At 63.5% G+C, this 16377-nt stretch carries 14 protein-coding genes; all 14 read right to left on the bottom strand.

What is annotated here, in order from left to right:
- Positions 1 to 58: 58 nt before the first annotated feature.
- Positions 59 to 1474, bottom strand: a complete 1416-nt coding sequence (locus tag HB375_RS09855; RefSeq protein ID WP_205800130.1) for a HAMP domain-containing sensor histidine kinase — start codon at positions 1472 to 1474, stop codon at positions 59 to 61.
- 16 nt (positions 1475 to 1490) lie between these two features.
- A complete protein-coding gene (locus HB375_RS09850; protein WP_167673251.1) occupies positions 1491 to 2189 on the bottom strand; it encodes a winged helix-turn-helix domain-containing protein in 699 nt (232 codons plus the stop codon).
- Between the two features lie 135 nt (positions 2190 to 2324).
- Positions 2325 to 3536, bottom strand: coding sequence for a S1C family serine protease (locus HB375_RS09845; RefSeq protein ID WP_167672819.1), 1212 nt, complete (start codon positions 3534 to 3536; stop codon positions 2325 to 2327).
- Positions 3537 to 3642: 106 nt separating this feature from the next.
- A complete protein-coding gene (locus HB375_RS09840; RefSeq protein ID WP_167672818.1) occupies positions 3643 to 4104 on the bottom strand; it encodes a cytochrome c-type biogenesis protein in 462 nt (153 codons plus the stop codon).
- A gap of 3 nt (positions 4105 to 4107) precedes the next feature.
- The gene (locus HB375_RS09835; protein WP_167672817.1) at positions 4108 to 6084 is read right to left on the bottom strand and encodes a heme lyase CcmF/NrfE family subunit; all 1977 of its coding nucleotides are present in this window, start codon (positions 6082 to 6084) and stop codon (positions 4108 to 4110) included.
- Between the two features lie 17 nt (positions 6085 to 6101).
- A complete protein-coding gene (ccmE, locus tag HB375_RS09830) occupies positions 6102 to 6560 on the bottom strand; it encodes a cytochrome c maturation protein CcmE (RefSeq protein ID WP_167672816.1) in 459 nt (152 codons plus the stop codon).
- On the bottom strand, positions 6557 to 7654 hold the full coding sequence (gene ccmI / locus HB375_RS09825; RefSeq protein ID WP_167672815.1) for a c-type cytochrome biogenesis protein CcmI: 1098 nt from the start codon (positions 7652 to 7654) through the stop codon (positions 6557 to 6559). The genes ccmE and ccmI overlap by 4 nt, the downstream gene beginning before the upstream one ends.
- 72 nt (positions 7655 to 7726) lie before the next feature.
- Positions 7727 to 9124 (bottom strand): ATP-binding protein, encoded by a 1398-nt coding sequence (locus HB375_RS09820; RefSeq protein ID WP_343232386.1) that lies wholly within the window; start codon positions 9122 to 9124, stop codon positions 7727 to 7729.
- Entirely contained in the window at positions 9121 to 9792 is a 672-nt protein-coding gene (locus HB375_RS09815) for a response regulator (protein ID WP_167672814.1), read from the bottom strand. Before HB375_RS09815 ends, HB375_RS09820 begins: the two co-directional genes overlap by 4 nt.
- Positions 9793 to 9807: 15 nt before the next feature.
- Positions 9808 to 10134: a PepSY domain-containing protein gene (locus HB375_RS09810; RefSeq protein WP_167672813.1), complete on the bottom strand. Its 327-nt coding sequence runs from the start codon at positions 10132 to 10134 to the stop codon at positions 9808 to 9810.
- A 35-nt stretch (positions 10135 to 10169) separates the two neighbouring features.
- A complete protein-coding gene (locus HB375_RS09805) occupies positions 10170 to 10379 on the bottom strand; it encodes a hypothetical protein (RefSeq protein ID WP_167672812.1) in 210 nt (69 codons plus the stop codon).
- Between the two features lies 1 nt (position 10380).
- Positions 10381 to 10929 carry a glycoside hydrolase family 108 protein gene (locus tag HB375_RS09800; protein ID WP_167672811.1) on the bottom strand — a complete coding sequence of 183 codons (549 nt, stop codon included), beginning with the start codon at positions 10927 to 10929 and terminating at the stop codon, positions 10381 to 10383.
- Positions 10930 to 10932: 3 nt separating this feature from the next.
- Entirely contained in the window at positions 10933 to 12468 is a 1536-nt protein-coding gene (locus tag HB375_RS09795) for a DUF2793 domain-containing protein (RefSeq protein ID WP_167672810.1), read from the bottom strand.
- Between the two features lie 36 nt (positions 12469 to 12504).
- Positions 12505 to 16377 carry a baseplate multidomain protein megatron gene (locus HB375_RS09790; protein ID WP_167672809.1) on the bottom strand — a complete coding sequence of 1291 codons (3873 nt, stop codon included), beginning with the start codon at positions 16375 to 16377 and terminating at the stop codon, positions 12505 to 12507.

Raw genomic sequence — 16377 nt, 5'->3', positions numbered from 1 at the left:
CTTGTCGACGGGTTGAGTGTCCATGCCCTCCGGCCCGAGGCAATCGAAATATTTCCGCTTAAGCCGCGACCGGCAGCTGGGCCGGCGCCTCCTGGCGCGGCAGCACGAGCACCGCGCGCAGGCCCGGCTCGTTGTCCTCAAGCCGCAGGGTGCCTCCGTGGAGACGGGCGACGGCCGCAGCCAGGCTGAGGCCAAGCCCGAAACCGGGGCGCGAGCGCGCCGTTTCGAGCCTGACGAAACGCTCGACGACATGGGCTCGCTCGGCCTCCGGGATTCCCGGCCCTCGGTCAGCGACCGTGATCAGAACCTCCCCATTGGCGCGCTTCGCGGTTACGGTAATGGCTCTTTCGGACTCGCCAGAGCCTGTTGCTCCGTATTTCAGGGCGTTGTCGAGAAGGTTCGCGACCGCCTGTCCTAACAGTTCGCGGCTGCCGTGTAGCGGCAAGTCGTCCTCGATCGTTACCTCAAGCGGCACGCCGGCCTCTTCCGCCAGCGCCTCGTAAAGTTCCGCGACATCGCGCACAGCTTCCGCCGCGTCGAAATCCGCCAACTCCTCTTGGGCATTGCCGGCTTCAAGCCGCGCGATCATGAGAAGGGCGTTGAAGATGCGGATGAGGTTGTCACTCTCGTCGATGGTCGCTTCGAGCGCGACCTTCAACTCGTCAGGGGTCTTCGCCGTCCGCAGAGCCTCGTCGGCCTTGTTGCGCAAACGGGTCAGCGGGGTTTTCAGATCATGGGCGATGTTGTCGGAAACTTCGCGCATGCCCATCATCAACTCGCCGATGCGGTCGAGCATGTCGTTGAGGTTATGGGCGAGGCGATCGAGTTCATCGCCTGTTCCGGCAACCTTCAGCCGTCCGCTCAAATCGCCGGCCATGATGACGCGTGTCGTTTCCGTCATGTCGTCGACGCGCTTGAGCACGCGGCGTGTGATGAACCAACCACCTGCGCAGCCGAGCACGCCGATGAACAAGAGCGAGTAGCCAAAAGCCCGTTGAATGACGGCGTTCAGCCGCGCGCGCTCCTCGAGATCCCGCCCCACCATGAGGCGAAACCCGCCAGGGAGCAAATAGACGCGAACAATGGCATTGCTGGTCGCGGCCTCCGCATCGTCGGTGCGGCTATAGGCCGTTTCGAACTGACCCGCCTGATCGATCGCACCTGGCGGCAGTGCGCTGATGTTTCCGGCGATCTTTTCGCCCGCGAACGTGGTGACAAGGTAAAGCGAGGCCCCCGGTGCGCGAGAACGGCGATCCACCACATTCACAAGACGCCGCAGGCCGCCGTTGCGGTATTGCTCCGCCAACCCGTTGATCTCCGCCTCGATGGTGGAGACGAACTGGTCGTTCAGCAGGCGCTGGGCGCTCCAAGCCACATAGCCCAGCGTCACGAAGGCGAAGATAGTGAAGATGACGAGATAGGCGAAGGAAAGCTTGAAAGCCGTCGTGCGGACGAGTTTGCCGAGGGCGTTCATGGGTCGCACACTCTTCTCATTCGTCATCCCCATCGCTGCCGACCCGGACCATGTAACCCGCGCCGCGGATGGTGTGAATGAGAGGTTTGTCGAAGCCCTTGTCGATCTTCGCCCGCAAGCGGGAGACGTGTACGTCGATGACGTTGGTCTGCGGGTCGAAATGATAGTCCCACACATGCTCCAGCAGCATGGTGCGGGTCACGACTTTGTTGGCATTGCGCATCAGGTATTCGAGCAGTCGGTATTCGCGCGGCTGCAGCACGATCTCCTGCCCCGACCGCGCCACCCGATGGGACAGGCGGTCGAGTTCGAGATCCGCGATGCGATAGACGGTCGGCTCTCCCGACGGCGCTGAACCGCGCCGGCGGGCGAGCACCTCGACGCGCGCCAGAAGTTCAGAGAAGGCATAAGGCTTGGGGAGATAATCATCGCCCCCGGCACGGAGGCCCTTCACCCGGTCATCGACCTGCCCGAGGGCTGAGAGGATGAGAACGGGGGTTTCAATGCTCTGCTCCCGCAAGGACCGGATCAGGGAAAGCCCATCGAGCTTCGGCAACATGCGGTCGACGACGAGAACGTCGTAGTCTCCCGATTCCGCCATGGCATAGCCATCCAGGCCATCCGCGGCATGATCCGCCACATAGCCCGCTTCCCGAAAAGCCTTGACGAGGTAGGACGCTGCCTCCCGGTCGTCCTCGATGATGAGAATCCGCATGGGCATGAGTGTAGCGCATTTTAATCCCAACGGCAGGCCGGCCTTGGAGGGGGATAGGCCAGCCTGCCGTGGGAAGTGGGCGCCAAGCGACAGGGACACATTCTAACTTGGCGCCGGCTCCATTCCGAAAAGGGTTTAGGCCCCCTTCGGCTGGCTCGCGACCTCAAGGGTTACGGTACGCTCCTTGCCATCGCGGTAGAGGGTGAGCGAAAGGGTCTTGCCAGGCGCCACCTGGGCCACCTTGCGCGACAAGTCCCTTGCCTCCGTGATCGCCTCGCCGTTGACGGCGACGATGGTATCACCGGTCCGGATTCCGGCCTTGGCGGCGGGGCCGTTCTTGACCGTATCCGCCACAAGGGCGCCCTTCGGCTCCTTGAGCCCGATGGCTTCGGCTATTTCCTTGGTCACCGGCTGCATCTGCACGCCGATGAAGCCGCGGGTGACCGAGCCCTTGTCCTTCAACGAGGCGACGACCTGATCGACGGTGTTTGCGGGGATCGCGAAGGCGATGCCGACGCTGCCGCCAGACGGCGAGAAGATCGCTGTGTTCACGCCGACCACCTCACCGGCGAGGTTAAATGTCGGGCCACCGGAATTGCCCTTGTTCACCGGCGCGTCGATCTGGATGAAGTCGTCATAGGGGCCTGCGCCGATGTCGCGGTGCTGCGCCGAGACGATGCCTGCCGTCACCGTGCCACCGAGGCCGAACGGGTTGCCGACGGCGAGAACCCAGTCGCCGATCCGCGCCTTCTGCGGGGCGAGGCGGACATACGGAAAGTCGCTGCCGCCATCGACCTTCAGAAGCGCGAGGTCGGTCTTCGGATCGGTGCCGATCACCTTGGCGTCCAGAACCTTGCCGTCATCCATCGTCACCTGGACCTGCGAGGCGTTCTCCACGACGTGATTGTTGGTCACGACGTAGCCGTCGGCCGAGATGAAGAAGCCGGAGCCGAGGGCCTGGGCGAACTGCCGCGGCTGGCGATGCTTGCCGCGAGGACCCTGCTGGTCACGGAACTGGCGGAAGAAGCGATCCATCGGGCTGCCAGGCGGCATGTCGGGCACCGCAAACTCCGAGCCGTCGCTTTCGTCGTCGTCGCCGCCGCGGTCGGCGACGCTCAACATCTTCACCTTCACCGAGACGACCGCGGGCTTCACCTGGTCGATGACGTTGGCGAAGGACGGCATGCTTTGCACCGGCTGCGACATGGAGCGCAGCTCGGCATGGGCCGGATTGGGAACAACGAGACCACTCTCGACGGCGCCGCCCGCGATCAACGCAGCAACGGCCGCTGCGCCGAGCCATTTGGTCATACGCTTGCGGGTGGGGGTGGAAGCTTTGTCCAACATTGTCTTTTTCTCCTCGCGAAACCCCTGCGGGTTCGTCATGGGAAGAAAATGGGCCCCGCAGCCTTACGGCGCCCTCACCTCAAGATGAAATGTTGGTAAGGTTTGCTTAAGGCGCGTCCGGATCACGCTTCAGCACGGCCGCGAGCGCTTCCTGCTCCGCATCGTCGAGAGCACCGGCAGACTGCGGACGGCGGCGGAGGGCCGCGTACGCGCCGAGACCGCCCAGAACAAGAACAAGCGCAGGGGTCAGCCACAACAGCAGCGTATGCGTGCCGAAGGTCGGCTTGAGCAGGACGAATTCCCCGTAACGCTGGACCAGGAAGCCGCGCACCTGATCGTCGGTGTCGCCGGCCGAGAGGCGTTCGCGGACGAGCAACCGCAGGTCCTTTGCGAGCGTCGCGTCGGAATCGTCGATGGACTGGTTCTGACAGACAAGACAACGCAGGCCCGATGAAATGTCGCGAGCGCGTTGCTCCAGTGCCGGGTCCTTCAGCACCTCGTCAGGCTGCACCGCGAAGACGGGGCTTGCCACGAGGAGAACGCCGATGAGGGCAAAAACGAAGCGCATCCCCTACTCCGCCGGAACTGAGGAAGGTGGCACCTTCGCCCGCGCGGGCGCGCCGATGCGCAACCGCCGATCCGTGAGTGAAAGCGCTCCACCCGCCGCCATCACGAGCGCGCCGAGCCAGATCAGCAGCACAAGAGGCTTGTAGTAGAGGCGCAGGCCGATGGAGCCGTCCGACTGAATCTCGCCGAGGCTGGCATAGACCTGCCCCAGCCCCACGGTCATGATGCCTGCTTCCGTCGTCGGCATGTTCCGCGTCACATAGAGGCGCTTCATGGTCTCCAGATTTCCAAGCTCCCGCCCGTTGTGGGAGACCATGAGAAGCGCGACATCCTCGCGATAATTGGCCTCGACGCGCGGCACGAGGCGTTCGAGCCTGATTTCGTAGGAACCCGCCTTGAGGCGGTCACCGACCTTCATAGTGCCGAGGGCTTCGACGCCCCAGGCCGTGGCCGCGATACCGATTACCGTCACGCCGACGCCCGCATGGGCGATGGCCGTTCCCCAGGCCGAACGAGGCAGACCGGCCGCTTTGCGCCAAGCCACCGCAAGGCGTGTCCCTTTCGACCAGGAACGCGTGACGATTTCGTTCAGCGAGCCCAGGATCAGGAAGGTGCCAAGTCCGATGCCCAACGGCGCAACGACCGGGCCGCCCGCAGTCACAGCCAGCAGCGCCAGTGTGGCGACGATCGCAAGGCCCATCGCCGCATAGAGCCTCTGGGCGGTGCCGAGAAAGTTGCCGCGCTTCCAGGCGAGTGTCTGCCCGAACGGGAGAAGTAGAAGAAGCGGAATGATCAGCGGCAGGAAGGTGAGATTGAAGAACGGTGCGCCGACCGAAATCTTCTCGCCCGTCAGCACCTCGAGAGCCAGCGGATAAAGCGTGCCGATGAATACCGTAGCGCAGGCGGTCGCGAGGAAAAGGTTGTTCACAACGAGCGCACCCTCGCGCGAGACGGGCGCAAACAATCCGCCCTGCCGCAGGAGGGGCGCGCGCCACGCGAAGAGCGCAAAGGAGCCGCCGATGAAGGCGACCAGAATGCCGAGAATGAAGCTTCCGCGCGCTGGATCGACCGCGAAGGAGTGAACTGACGTCAGCACGCCCGAGCGCACCAGGAAGGTGCCGAGCAGCGACAGCGAGAAAGTCAGAATTGCGAGCAGGATCGTCCAGACTTTGAGCGCATCGCGCTTCTCCATCACGACGGTGGAGTGGAGCAGCGCCGTCCCGGCGAGCCAGGGCATCAGGGAGGCGTTCTCAACCGGATCCCAAAACCACCATCCGCCCCAGCCAAGTTCGTAATAGGCCCAGTAGGAGCCCATCGCGATGCCAAGCGTCAGGAAGGACCATGCACCCAGAGTCCACGGACGGACGATCCGGGCCCACACGGCATCGATGCGGCCATCGATCAAGGCGGCGCAGGCGAAGGCAAACGTAATCGAGAAGCCGACATAGCCGATATAGAGAAGCGGCGGATGGATCGCGAGGCCGGGGTCCTGCAAAAGCGGGTTGAGATCCTGCCCCTCCCCCACCGGTGTAATGCGCGTGAAGGGATTCGAAGCGATCAGGATGAAGAGCAAAAAGGCGACCGTGATCGCCGCCTGCACGGCAAGAGTGTTCGCCTGAAGACGCACCGGCACCGTGTTTTTCGAAACCGCGACGACTGCGCCGAACAGAGCGAGTATGAGCACCCAGAGGAGCATCGACCCCTCATGGTTTCCCCACACGCCCGAGATTTTATAAATCAGTGGCTTTGTCGAATGGGAGTTCTCGACCACGTTGAGAACCGAGAAATCGGACGTGATGTACGCGGTTGTCAGAGCCAGGAAGGCAAAGCCGATGCACGCGAGAACGGCCAGCGCGCTCGCAGGAGCAACACCCATCAACACCGGATCGTTGGTGCGCGCGCCCCAAAGCGGGACGATAAACTGAATCAGGGACAAGCCAAGCGCGAGCGCGAGCGCGAAATGTCCGGCCTCGACCAACACGATGGCATCCCCTCAGTTTACTTTGCCTGTTGTGAGGCTTTTCCTTCACCCTGCCAGTGGCCTTGACGCCGCAGGGCGTCGGCCACCTCGCGAGGCATATAAGTCTCGTCATGCTTGGCGAGAACGGTGTCCGCCCGGAAAACACCGGGATTTTCCAGAACGCCCTCCGCGACAACGCCTTGCCCCTCACGGAAAAGGTCGGGCAGCAGCCCCCTGTAGCGGACCACAATCGAGCTCTCGGCATCCATCACTTCAAACGAAATCTGCTGGCTCTCGCCGCGCTGCAAGGAGCCCGGCTTCACCAGGCCACCGAGCCGGAAACGGGTTCCCGGCCTCACATTCTTGGCCTGGATGTCGGCCGGCGAATTGAAGAACACAATCGTGTCATTCATCGCATAGAGCACGAGGCCGAGCGCAATCGCGAGGACGGCTCCAGCGGCACCGATGAGGGTCAGACGACGTTGTTTTCTGGTCATGGTTCGGCGTCGGTCAATTTCAGTTCACGGGCCATCATCTCGATGGTTTTCAGCCCGGCCTCGTCCTTGGCAAGCGCCTGGCGAGCCTGCTTGGCCGCAGCCGCAGCCTTATCACGTTGGCCCAGAACGGCATAGGATCGCATCAATCGGGCCCATTCCTCTGCGCTGCCGCCCTGCGCTTCGAGGCGGGCGGCAAGGCCGGACACCATGCGCGCGATGTCGTCGGAGCCGATCCTCGGAGCACCTGCCTCCGCCGCGTCGGACTGAGGAGCGCCGAGGCGGGACAGCTGTTCCCTGACAACCGGGACCCACGGCGCATCGGCCGGTGAGGTCGAGAGAAGATCGGAATAGGCCGATTTTGCCTTCTCGATCTGGCCATCCTGTTCGGCAGCGCGGGCAAGATAGAAGCGGGCCTTCGCGGAAGACTTATCGAGCGCGACGGCTTGCTCGAACGCGGCCTGCGCTTCCGCTGAGACGACACCGTCCTTGGCGAGCACCATCGCTTCGCCGTAGTTCGCAAGCCTTCCCGCCTCAGGGCCAAGATAACGGATGGCTGATCCATAGGCTTTGACCGCGTCATCCACGCGCCCCATCCGCAAATAGACAGGAGCCAGAACCTCCCAGCCCCGGCCATCCTCCGGGTTGCTCGCAAGATGAGCCTCGATCTGGCCCACGGCAGCGGCGAAATCGAGCTTTGCGGCTTCCTGCTTGATCGCAATCGGAGCACCGCCCTGAAAATGCGGTGAACCGTAGGCCCCATAAATCGCAATCGCGAGAATCGGGACGACCGAAAGGGCCAGCGCAGACGCCGCGCGGCGCCGGCGCAAAGCAGGCTCGCCCACGGCGACGAAGCCCGCATCCTGTTGACCGTTCGCCCGCAGCAGGCGACGCGCGGCCTCGGCCTTGGCGGCCTCCGCCTCGCTCGGCAAAAGCGCCCCTTTTTCTTGGTCACGCTCGATTTCGGCAAGCTGCGAGCGGTAGAACTGGGTGTTCGGATCGACCTGCCTATTTTGGCCGTGATGGCGCGACAGCGGCCAAAGAACCGCCATCACAGCCGCCGCCGTCATCGTCAGGAGTATTATCCAAATCACCATAGGAGCCTACTTACCGCGGCCTCTCGTGAAGCACGACGGCGGCACGGTGTCACGCACAAATGCGGAATTTTGTCAGGCCCTGTCCCCGGGCAGTTCCAGAACCGCCCGTAATCCCCCAAGCGGCGAGGCTTCGAGCTTGACCGCCCCGCGATAGAGCCCCGCCAGATCCCGGACAATGGAAAGCCCAAGCCCCGAGCCCGGCTTCGTCTCATCGAGACGGTGGCCGCGCTTGAGCACCTCTTCCCGTGCCGCCTCTGGCAGACCAGGGCCGTCATCGTCGATCATCAGGCGCAGGCGAGAGCGTTCATCGTCCATCAGAACGATCTCTCCCGTCACGGCCACCCGCCCGGCAGCCCATTTGGAGGCATTGTCGATGAGATTCCCGGCCATCTCCTCGAGGTCCTGCCGCTCGCCGCGGAACCGCAGGTTCGGCGCAATGGCCAGATCGATCGTCAGGTCCTTGTCGCGGTAGATCTTGGCGAAGGTCCGGGCGAGCCCGGCGATCACCGGCTCCGCTTCCGTCAGCGTTCCGAGCGTCCCTGCGAGGGCTGCCGCGCGGGCGCGGTCGAGGTAGTAATTCACCTGATCGCGCATGATCGTGGCCTGTTCGCGCACCTTTGCGGCGACCTCGTCGGGGGCATTTTCCGCTTCGTTGACGATGATGCTCAGCGGCGTCTTGAGAGCGTGGGCGAGATTGCCGACCTGGGTCCGCGCCCGCTCGAGGATTTCGCGGTTGGTGTCGAGAAGCTGGTTCAATTCCCCTACAAGCGGCGCAATATCGCGCGGATATTCGCCAGCGATCCGCTCCGCCTCCCCGCGTCGGATCGCGCCGAGTGCGCTGCGGAGATTGACCAGCGGCTGAAGGCCGAAGCGGATCTGCAGCAGAGTGCTGGCGCCCAAGGCCATGCCGAGAAGCAGGAACGTCACCGTCAGCGCAACCAGGAACCTGCGCACATCTGCCTCGATCTCGTCCGACGGCCCGCCGACGCGGATGATGAAGCGCCCATCCTCACCCAAATCGATATCCCGCTCGATGACACGCAGGCCGCGCTCGTCGGGGGCTTTTCCGTACCCCCGTCGGATCTGGCCGAAATTCTCGTCGGCATTCGGTGTGAGGCTTGGAAGCTGCCCTCCGAACAGGGATTTCGAGGAGCGGATCTCCCTCGGCTTCGCGTTCGGCCGCGCGACCTGCCAATACCAGCCTGACAGCGGCAATTCGAAACGCGGATCGCCGATTGGCCCGAGATCGCGGTCGGGGTCTCCCGGCGCGACGAGGTTCGAGGCCAGCGTATTGGCATAGACGAGCAGGCGCTGATCGAAAGCCCGCTCCGTGTTGTCCCGGTAGAGTGTCGAAAGGATCAGCCCTGCGATCAGCAGGATCACGAAACTCCAGAACAGGGCGGACACCGCCAGGCGGACGGCGATCGAGCGACGCTCGAACCGGTCGAGGATCGAATGGACCCCGGTCACGTCTTGGTCTGGCTCGTGTCGAGGAGGTAACCCAGCCCGCGCACGGTTTGGATGATGTCGACACCGAGCTTCTTGCGCAGCCGTCCGATGAAGACCTCAATCGTGTTGGAGTCGCGGTCGAAGTCCTGATCGTACAGGTGTTCCGTCAGCTCACCGCGAGAGACGATGCGCCCGGTATGGTGCATCAGATAGGAGAGCAGGCGGTATTCGTGTGAAGTCAGCTTGATCGGATTGCCGTCCACGGCCACACGGCCGGAGCGGGTATCGAGTTTAACCGGCCCGCAGGTGATCTCGCTGGTGGCATGTCCCGTCGCGCGCCGGAGCAACGCCCGGACACGCGCGAGCAGTTCCTCCATATGGAAGGGCTTCGTCACATAGTCGTCAGCGCCGGCATCGAAGCCCTGCACCTTGTCGCTCCAACGGTCGCGCGCGGTGAGGATGATGACGGGCATCTTGCGCCCTTCGCGACGCCAGGCGCTGAGAACCGTGACTCCATCGACCTTCGGCAGGCCAAGGTCGAGGATCACGGCGTCGTAGGGCTCCGTATCGCCGAGGAACTGCCCCTCTTCCCCGTCCATGGCGGAATCGACCGCATACCCCGCATGTTCGAGGGCGGTCACGATCTGCTGGTTGAGGATCTTGTCATCCTCGACGACGAGAAGACGCACGCTTCGAGCTTCCCCTTAATGGACTGACTTCACCCGGCCGGAAGGACCGTCGATCATCACTTGCACGATCCTACCATCTTTCTGCAAGGCCATGATGACATAAACGAGAGCGTCGCTGTTCCGGCAAAGGTTGGCCCTCAGCACCTCCGCATTCGGCACCTGCCGCCGGGCGGTCATGACCGCGAAAGCAGGCGCGACCACGCTTTTGGAGGCCACGGCCTCCTGCATGTCGCGGGTGGGCAAACAGTTCTGGAGCGCCGACGTCGCGCTCTGCGCATACGCCGCACCCGTCAGTCCCCACAGAACAATGATTGACCAAACCAGTCGCATGAAAGAAGACATGCGCCTTTCGCACTGAACAATTCCTGAATGTTACTCTAATTCAGGATCTGCTTCGTAGCCAGGATACGGAAAACCGTCGAGGCAATGAAGCTCGCCGCTGCGACCAGCTGGACCACGGCGTCCGCAAAAGCCCCCGTACTGAGAGCGGAAGCGTCAAAACCGAACAGGCCGAGAAGAAGAGCGGCCAGGCCGGTCAGGTTGGACCAGACCGTGCGGCTGGCCAGGATTGTCTTGGTGTTGATCATGTCAGGCGTCCTTTTGAAGAGAGGTTGAAGCATGGGCGAGCCGGAGAGCCTCCTGCTCGACCGCAAGAACCCGCCGACGCCATCCCCTTCCGAAGACGGGCCAGATGGCGAGGCGGGCGAGGAAGCCGAGACGGGCGCGGGTAAATGCGCGGATCGTCTCCGCGGGATCGGCTTTCCCGGCGGCCTTCACGGTCAGCGGGCCGATCAGGCCGTCGACCGGCACCGCAAGCGCTTCCTGGAAAAGGCGGACAGCACGTCCCGGACCCGAATTGACGGCGGCATCAAAGACCGCGAGAGCAATGCCGAGAGGGAGCTCCTCTCCGCGGATAACGTCCCAGTAAAAGCGGCGGTAGATGGCGCCCGCCTCGGCTTGTGCGAGGTCGCGGACATCCTCGACTGAGGCAGGACATCCGCGAGCGCGGGACAATGTCTCCCGGGTGATCCCGAAATTGGTCGCGCCGCCGGGATCGAGCCGATGCTGGACGAAACCGCCCTCATGCGTCAGCACGACGGCGAGCGCCTCGTCGAACGAGGTTCTGGCGGAGGTCATCTCTTAAAGCTCCGCCTGCAAACCGATATAGGCGACGTTGCCGAAATAGATGTTTCCGATGGAGCCGGCCGCACCGGTGAACGACGTTCCCGCAAGAAACCGCAAGACAACGGACGTGAGTCCGGCAACAGCCGCTGTCAGCGTCACTCCGCCCGTTTGAACAGCCCATGTCCCGGCGACATTGTCGAAGAAAGCGGCTTGGTTGCCGGACGGACTCGCATTCGCCCAGGTGAGCCCGCTTGTCGCCAACGTCGGAGCGGCGCGCATTGGAACAGGCAGACTGAAAGGGATGTCGATGATGTTGGTCGAGACGCGCTGCGCCAGCGCGCCCAACACCATGGGAGGGCCACCGCCAGCCGAGATCCTTTGATAGTATCGACGGCAGCGGAGTTCTTCGACTTCAAATGGCTCGGCGACCCAAGGGGTCACATTGGGTCCAAGTTCCAGCTTCGCGCATTTGAACGAACAACTGACGCTCGACTGGAACCTGACGGTGATGTGACCGGTATCCGATGCGCCGAGTGTCACCGTCGCCGAACGACGCCCCGCCCCTGCCGGAATCGTCGCGGTCTTCGAGCCGATCGTGACCGAAAGCGGAGCCGTGGGATCTTCGACGGAAAGAGTGAGCGTGCGGTTGGCGAAGGTCGTACTGCCCAACATGGCTGGTGCGTTCGCTACGTCGACAATCTGATCGAGCGAGCCGCTAAACGTCATCGTTCCGTCAGTGGCGCGGCTAAATGTGCCGCCACCTGATCCCGCCTTCCACCGGTCGTAAGTATAGTAGCCGGATGCAATCGTCCCGCCGATCGAAGCTCGTTGATTGACCAGGAAATTGGAGTTGATGAGCAGATTCGCATTCGGCAAGGCTGCCGTACCACTCGGAAACGACACGAAGCCCGAATTGCAGTCAACCCGCAAAGCGTCTCGCCATTGGCTCCCATCCGGCGAAACTCGCAGACTAAAATCGTCGCTGCCGATCAAGCCCGTCTCAGCCCGTCCGCTGAATCCGCGCTGGTAGAGTTGAGACAGCACATTTCCGGCGTCAGTCTTGTTGAGGACAAAGCGCAGATCGCCTGTCCCGCCCTCCGCGGTCGTCAGGGCGCTGAACAGGGTCGCGTTCAATTTCGCCGCGATCCTGTTGAGATCGTCAGGGGCGGTGCCGATGCCAAGCCGCTCGGCGCGGCTCAGATCGCGCCCATAATGACCGAGATCGCGCCAGCTCACGCCGTCGAAAGCAAGGATGCGATCCTCGGCCTCGACATAGGCGCGCCACCCCGGACGCGGCGTGAAGAAACGCCAGACGCCGAGATCGAACAGCGCAATCTCGTTCTCGTGACCTGCAAAGACCCCGGCGCCGCCCGCTCCGACGAGATAGCGATCTCCCTCCTCCGGCCTAGCGGGCGCGCTCGTCCTGTTTTTCTCCTTCACCGCAAGATGCAGCAGCGCATCGAGAGAGGTGAGCGCTTCGTTGTGCGTGACATGTTTCTGCGCCTGCGCAGCTGCAAGCAGCGGCAGGGCCAAATGAGGCGTTGAAGACATTGATTGGCCTGTCGTGAGTGATGCAGCTGGGCCGCGCTAGAGGATCGAAACGGTCACATCCCGCTCGAAACCGCGTCCCGCCACTGTGCTGGTTTGCGCGATACGAACGCGCAGTGAGGTTTGCGCCGTGCCGAAATCCGCTGTTTCCTGCGCGGCGGAGTAGAGAACTGCAGGCTCGCTGCTGATGAGCGTGCGGCGCACGAGGTCGCCGCTCAGAATGTCGATCTCATAGAGCTCGGCATCTTCGCCGAGACGTATATCCGCGACATCCCAGGCATCCGCTTCGCGGCGCGCGCGGCGAATCCACGAGAGGCGAACGCCGTCACCTTCCCGCCGCGCCGCGACATGCACGGGGCTCAAGGGCTTGAGCGGATCGCGCCCGACCGTCGCGGCAATCTCCACGATTGCAGCATCCGCGTGATCGCGCCCGGCCGGGCCGATGCGGTAGCGCCAGGTCCGTCCGAGATCCTCAAGATCGGACGTAAGCGGCGTAATCGCCTCGTCGAGACGAACGATGAGCGCACCGGCTGGAACGGCGCGGGCGGCTTCCGCCTCGCTGTTTCCTTGACCGCGCAACAAACGCGACAACCGGTATTGGTGCTCGCCGAGCATCTCGGCCCGCGCAGCGGACAGAATTTCCCATCGCCCGTCGGTCCCTTGCAGGGCAAAAAGGTTTCCTCCCGCCAAAGCGGCTTCGTCATCGACGGAGCTTATCGCCCCGGAGGAGATTTCAATGTCGACGGTCGCTCGCGGGTCCCACCGCCATAGCGGACCCGGCGACAGCGCGCTTTTCGTCCGACCGATGAGCGCGGACAAATCGATGAACCGGTGCGCCGTGAAACTCGCGCCGTTGCCGGATCGCCAAACGGTCATGGCACCCGGCCACGGATCCGCTGCCACTGCAATGTATTGCAACGGAACCGGATCGCCCTTTCCTGCGGGGAGGTCGAGAACGACCGCCATCGGCTTGCCGGGAAGAGGCGGAGGACGGCGCACAGGCCGCGAAACCGCGCCGCTTCCGGGCGTCTCAAAGACCGCCGGCTCCACGGCTCGCGTCGAGACCTTCCGCGTAATGCCGTCAGCAACGCGCACGACCCGGTGCAGCTTCGGCCCCACATCGGTCGGAAGGGAGATGACATCGCCGGGTTCGACCTCGATGCGCCGGGGCGACAGTTCGAACTCCGCGCTTTCCCGTCCTGCCCACAGATCCTGCAGCCAGGTATCCGCCAAACGCTGCGCCTCTACGCGGCGAGTAATGACAGCCGAGTCCGCGCGCGACTCCCTGCGGCTCACGCCGGCGAGCCGGCGCGATGCCACGGCAGCCCGACGATAATCCCCGTCGCCTTCCGAGAAGCCGATCTCCACCTGTTGCGGCAGCTCCGTTTCCTGCGCACGCGTCAGTTTGAGCGACGGTTGCTTTTCGCCAAGAACAAAATCGTCCTTCGCGAGCACCGCCGCGACACGCCCGCCGCGTCCTCTCCACAGTGTGCCGCCACCGCTCGCAACCGCATCGACGCCGAAGAGACGCATCAGCGGCTCCAACGCCCCGCGGGCGGACATCGGGCGGTCGATGACATAGCCATCGACGAAACCATCGACCGGAAACGGCCCCGAAGCGTCGAGACCGAAATCTTTTAGGATCGCGGGGATCAAGCGATCGAGCGCGGCCCCTTCGAGGCGGCCGGTGACCCAGTGGCCTGTTTCCCAATTGGCGCCGTCCGCCCAGACCGCGTCGAAGTCCGGAAAGGCGGGGAACGGACGCGCATCCCACGCCCAGATATAGACATTCGCCGGATCGACCCTGAGGCCGCCATAGGACGACGATGTCGGATTGTCGGCGGTTGAGTGTCCCTTCTGCGCCGGATCGAAACGCGACAGAATGGCCTCGAGCGCGCGTGCTTGGACAAGATCGTCCCGCACCGCGCGCGAAAAAGGCGGATAGGCAGATTCCGACGATTTCGGATCGGGAAAGACGTTCGGGCCGTTCGGGCCTTTGTCCACGACAGGGACGCCGATTTCGGTAAGCCAGATCGGCTTCGATTTCGCTCTCCAGGCCGTGGTGCGGATCTCGACGCCGCCGACGCGCTCCACATGCGCGCTCGACCACCAGGAAACGAGATCCTTCGCACGATAGATCCACGGCTTGCCATAAGCCCCATCGGAAATCGTCGTGCGCCTTTGTGCGGCGCGGTCGGATGCGTTCGCGTAGTACCATTCGAACGCCTCGCCTGCTCCCAGCCTGCCGCGCAGATAGTCGACATCGTAGATGCTGCGAGCGATCTTGAGATCCGCGTGATCCGGCCCATCCCGCCAGTCGGAAATCGGCGGATAATAATCAATGCCGACGGCATCGATGGCCGAATGCGCGAAAAGCGGATCGAGCGGGAAACGTACCTCGTCACCGCCGTCGAGCACATGCGCGCCATATTCGGTCCAGTCGGCAGCGTAGACCAGTTTGGTCGCAGAACCGACAACGGCGCGCACATCGCTCGCCAATTGTTTCAGCGCATCGACGGCTGGATAAATTCCCGACGCCGAGCGCACCCGCGTAAGGCCCACCAGCTCACTGCCGATGAGAAAGCCATCGACGCCTCCAGCCCGCACTGCGAGATCGGCACAGTGAAGGATCAGACGCCGGAAGCCCCATTCATTCGTGAACCATTGGCCGACTTGCGTTCCCGCCGTGTTCGTCCCGTCTGGCGAACCCGCCTTCCCCGGGGCGGGATGGCACGTGATGCGCCCACGCCAGGGATAGGCGGCTTGGCCTGTCCCGCCATAAGGGTTCGGCAATGTGTTACCCGCCGCCACGTCCATCATGACGAAGGGATAAAGGACAACGTCGAGCCCTCGCGCCTTCAATTCCTTGATCAGGCGGATGACCGACTCGTCGGACGGCGTGCCGCCATAAGCCTGCGAACCGTTGACAGTCGAGACGGCCTTGGCGTCCTCACGACTAACGCCAGCCACCGACCACGTCGCGCCATCGGTGGTCTTCGTTGTCACATCGACACGCGGTTCGATGCGGCACGAGCCCGCGCGCAGGTCATCGCCGAACCAACTCACCACGAGCGAAACCCGTTTCAGATTCGGGCACAGCGATTGCAGCGCATCAAGGGAGGCCGCCACATCGCTTCCGCGCTGCAGCTGGTGGCGGTTCTCGGACCTCGTCTTGCCAAGGTCAAGAACTTGCGAGACCGGCAGCGTGTCGTATCCAAACTCGCTCGCGCCGGGGATCAGGCAGGCCGCGCGCACCATCGTGTTGAGGCCCGCGACCGGGCGCACGATCTCGAAGGCGAATTGCGGCACACGATTGCCGAAATCGGCCAAAGGCAACCGCTCGAACACCACATAGGCGAGCCCGCGATAGGCCGGAGCATTGTTAGCTCCCTCCTTCGCGACGATGAGCGGATCGGCGACCTGCGTCTCGTGGCCGCGGTGAACGCGCATCGTGATGGTGTTGAGATCGACCTCGCGCCCATCGGCCCAAACGCGGCGGATGAAGGCAATTTGCCCCTCGCACAGGCCGACTGCCAGATTGGCGTAGTAGGAATAGGTCGTGGTGACGGTCTTCTGCCCCTGGCCGCCCATCCCCTTTCCGCCCTGGCTACCAGAGCGGTCGGATGTGGTGTTCGCCACTTCCTCGAACCGCGTCGCCCAGATGAGCTGTCCACCGATCCGCGCTCGGCCATAGATGCGAGGGATCGGCGCGCCCTCCGACGAGATCAGGCCATCCATCTCGGTGAGCCGCGGCCCCTCGACCATTTTCGGCGTATCGGAGCCGCTCAGAAGCGCATTGTCGATAGCCGCTCCCGCAAGACCGCCGAGCGCGCGACCGGCCATGGCCCCGAGAGGCCCGCCGATCATTCCGCCGACCACCGAGCCAACTGTTTGAAGAACGATTGTGGCCAT

Origin of the sequence: Microvirga terricola, assembly GCF_011777495.1 — a bacterium.
In the GTDB taxonomy this organism is placed as follows: Bacteria; Pseudomonadota; Alphaproteobacteria; order Rhizobiales; family Beijerinckiaceae; genus Microvirga; species Microvirga terricola.
This window is presented reverse-complemented; position numbering and strand designations above follow the sequence as displayed.

Excerpts from the sequence above, each read along its gene's own strand:
- HB375_RS09845 (WP_167672819.1), bottom strand. The coding sequence starts at position 3,536 with ATGTTGGACAAAGCTTCCACCCCCACCCGCAAGCGTATGACCAAATGG.
- HB375_RS09800 (WP_167672811.1), bottom strand. The coding sequence starts at position 10,929 with ATGACCTCCGCCAGAACCTCGTTCGACGAGGCGCTCGCCGTCGTGCTG.
- HB375_RS09790 (WP_167672809.1), bottom strand. The coding sequence starts at position 16,377 with ATGGCCACAATCGTTCTTCAAACAGTTGGCTCGGTGGTCGGCGGAATG.
- HB375_RS09855 (WP_205800130.1), bottom strand. The coding sequence starts at position 1,474 with ATGAACGCCCTCGGCAAACTCGTCCGCACGACGGCTTTCAAGCTTTCC.
- HB375_RS09810 (WP_167672813.1), bottom strand. The coding sequence starts at position 10,134 with ATGTCTTCTTTCATGCGACTGGTTTGGTCAATCATTGTTCTGTGGGGA.
- HB375_RS09795 (WP_167672810.1), bottom strand. The coding sequence starts at position 12,468 with ATGTCTTCAACGCCTCATTTGGCCCTGCCGCTGCTTGCAGCTGCGCAG.
- HB375_RS09840 (WP_167672818.1), bottom strand. The coding sequence starts at position 4,104 with ATGCGCTTCGTTTTTGCCCTCATCGGCGTTCTCCTCGTGGCAAGCCCC.
- HB375_RS09850 (WP_167673251.1), bottom strand. The coding sequence starts at position 2,189 with ATGCGGATTCTCATCATCGAGGACGACCGGGAGGCAGCGTCCTACCTC.
- ccmE (WP_167672816.1), bottom strand. The coding sequence starts at position 6,560 with ATGACCAGAAAACAACGTCGTCTGACCCTCATCGGTGCCGCTGGAGCC.
- HB375_RS09805 (WP_167672812.1), bottom strand. The coding sequence starts at position 10,379 with ATGATCAACACCAAGACAATCCTGGCCAGCCGCACGGTCTGGTCCAAC.
- ccmI (WP_167672815.1), bottom strand. The coding sequence starts at position 7,654 with ATGGTGATTTGGATAATACTCCTGACGATGACGGCGGCGGCTGTGATG.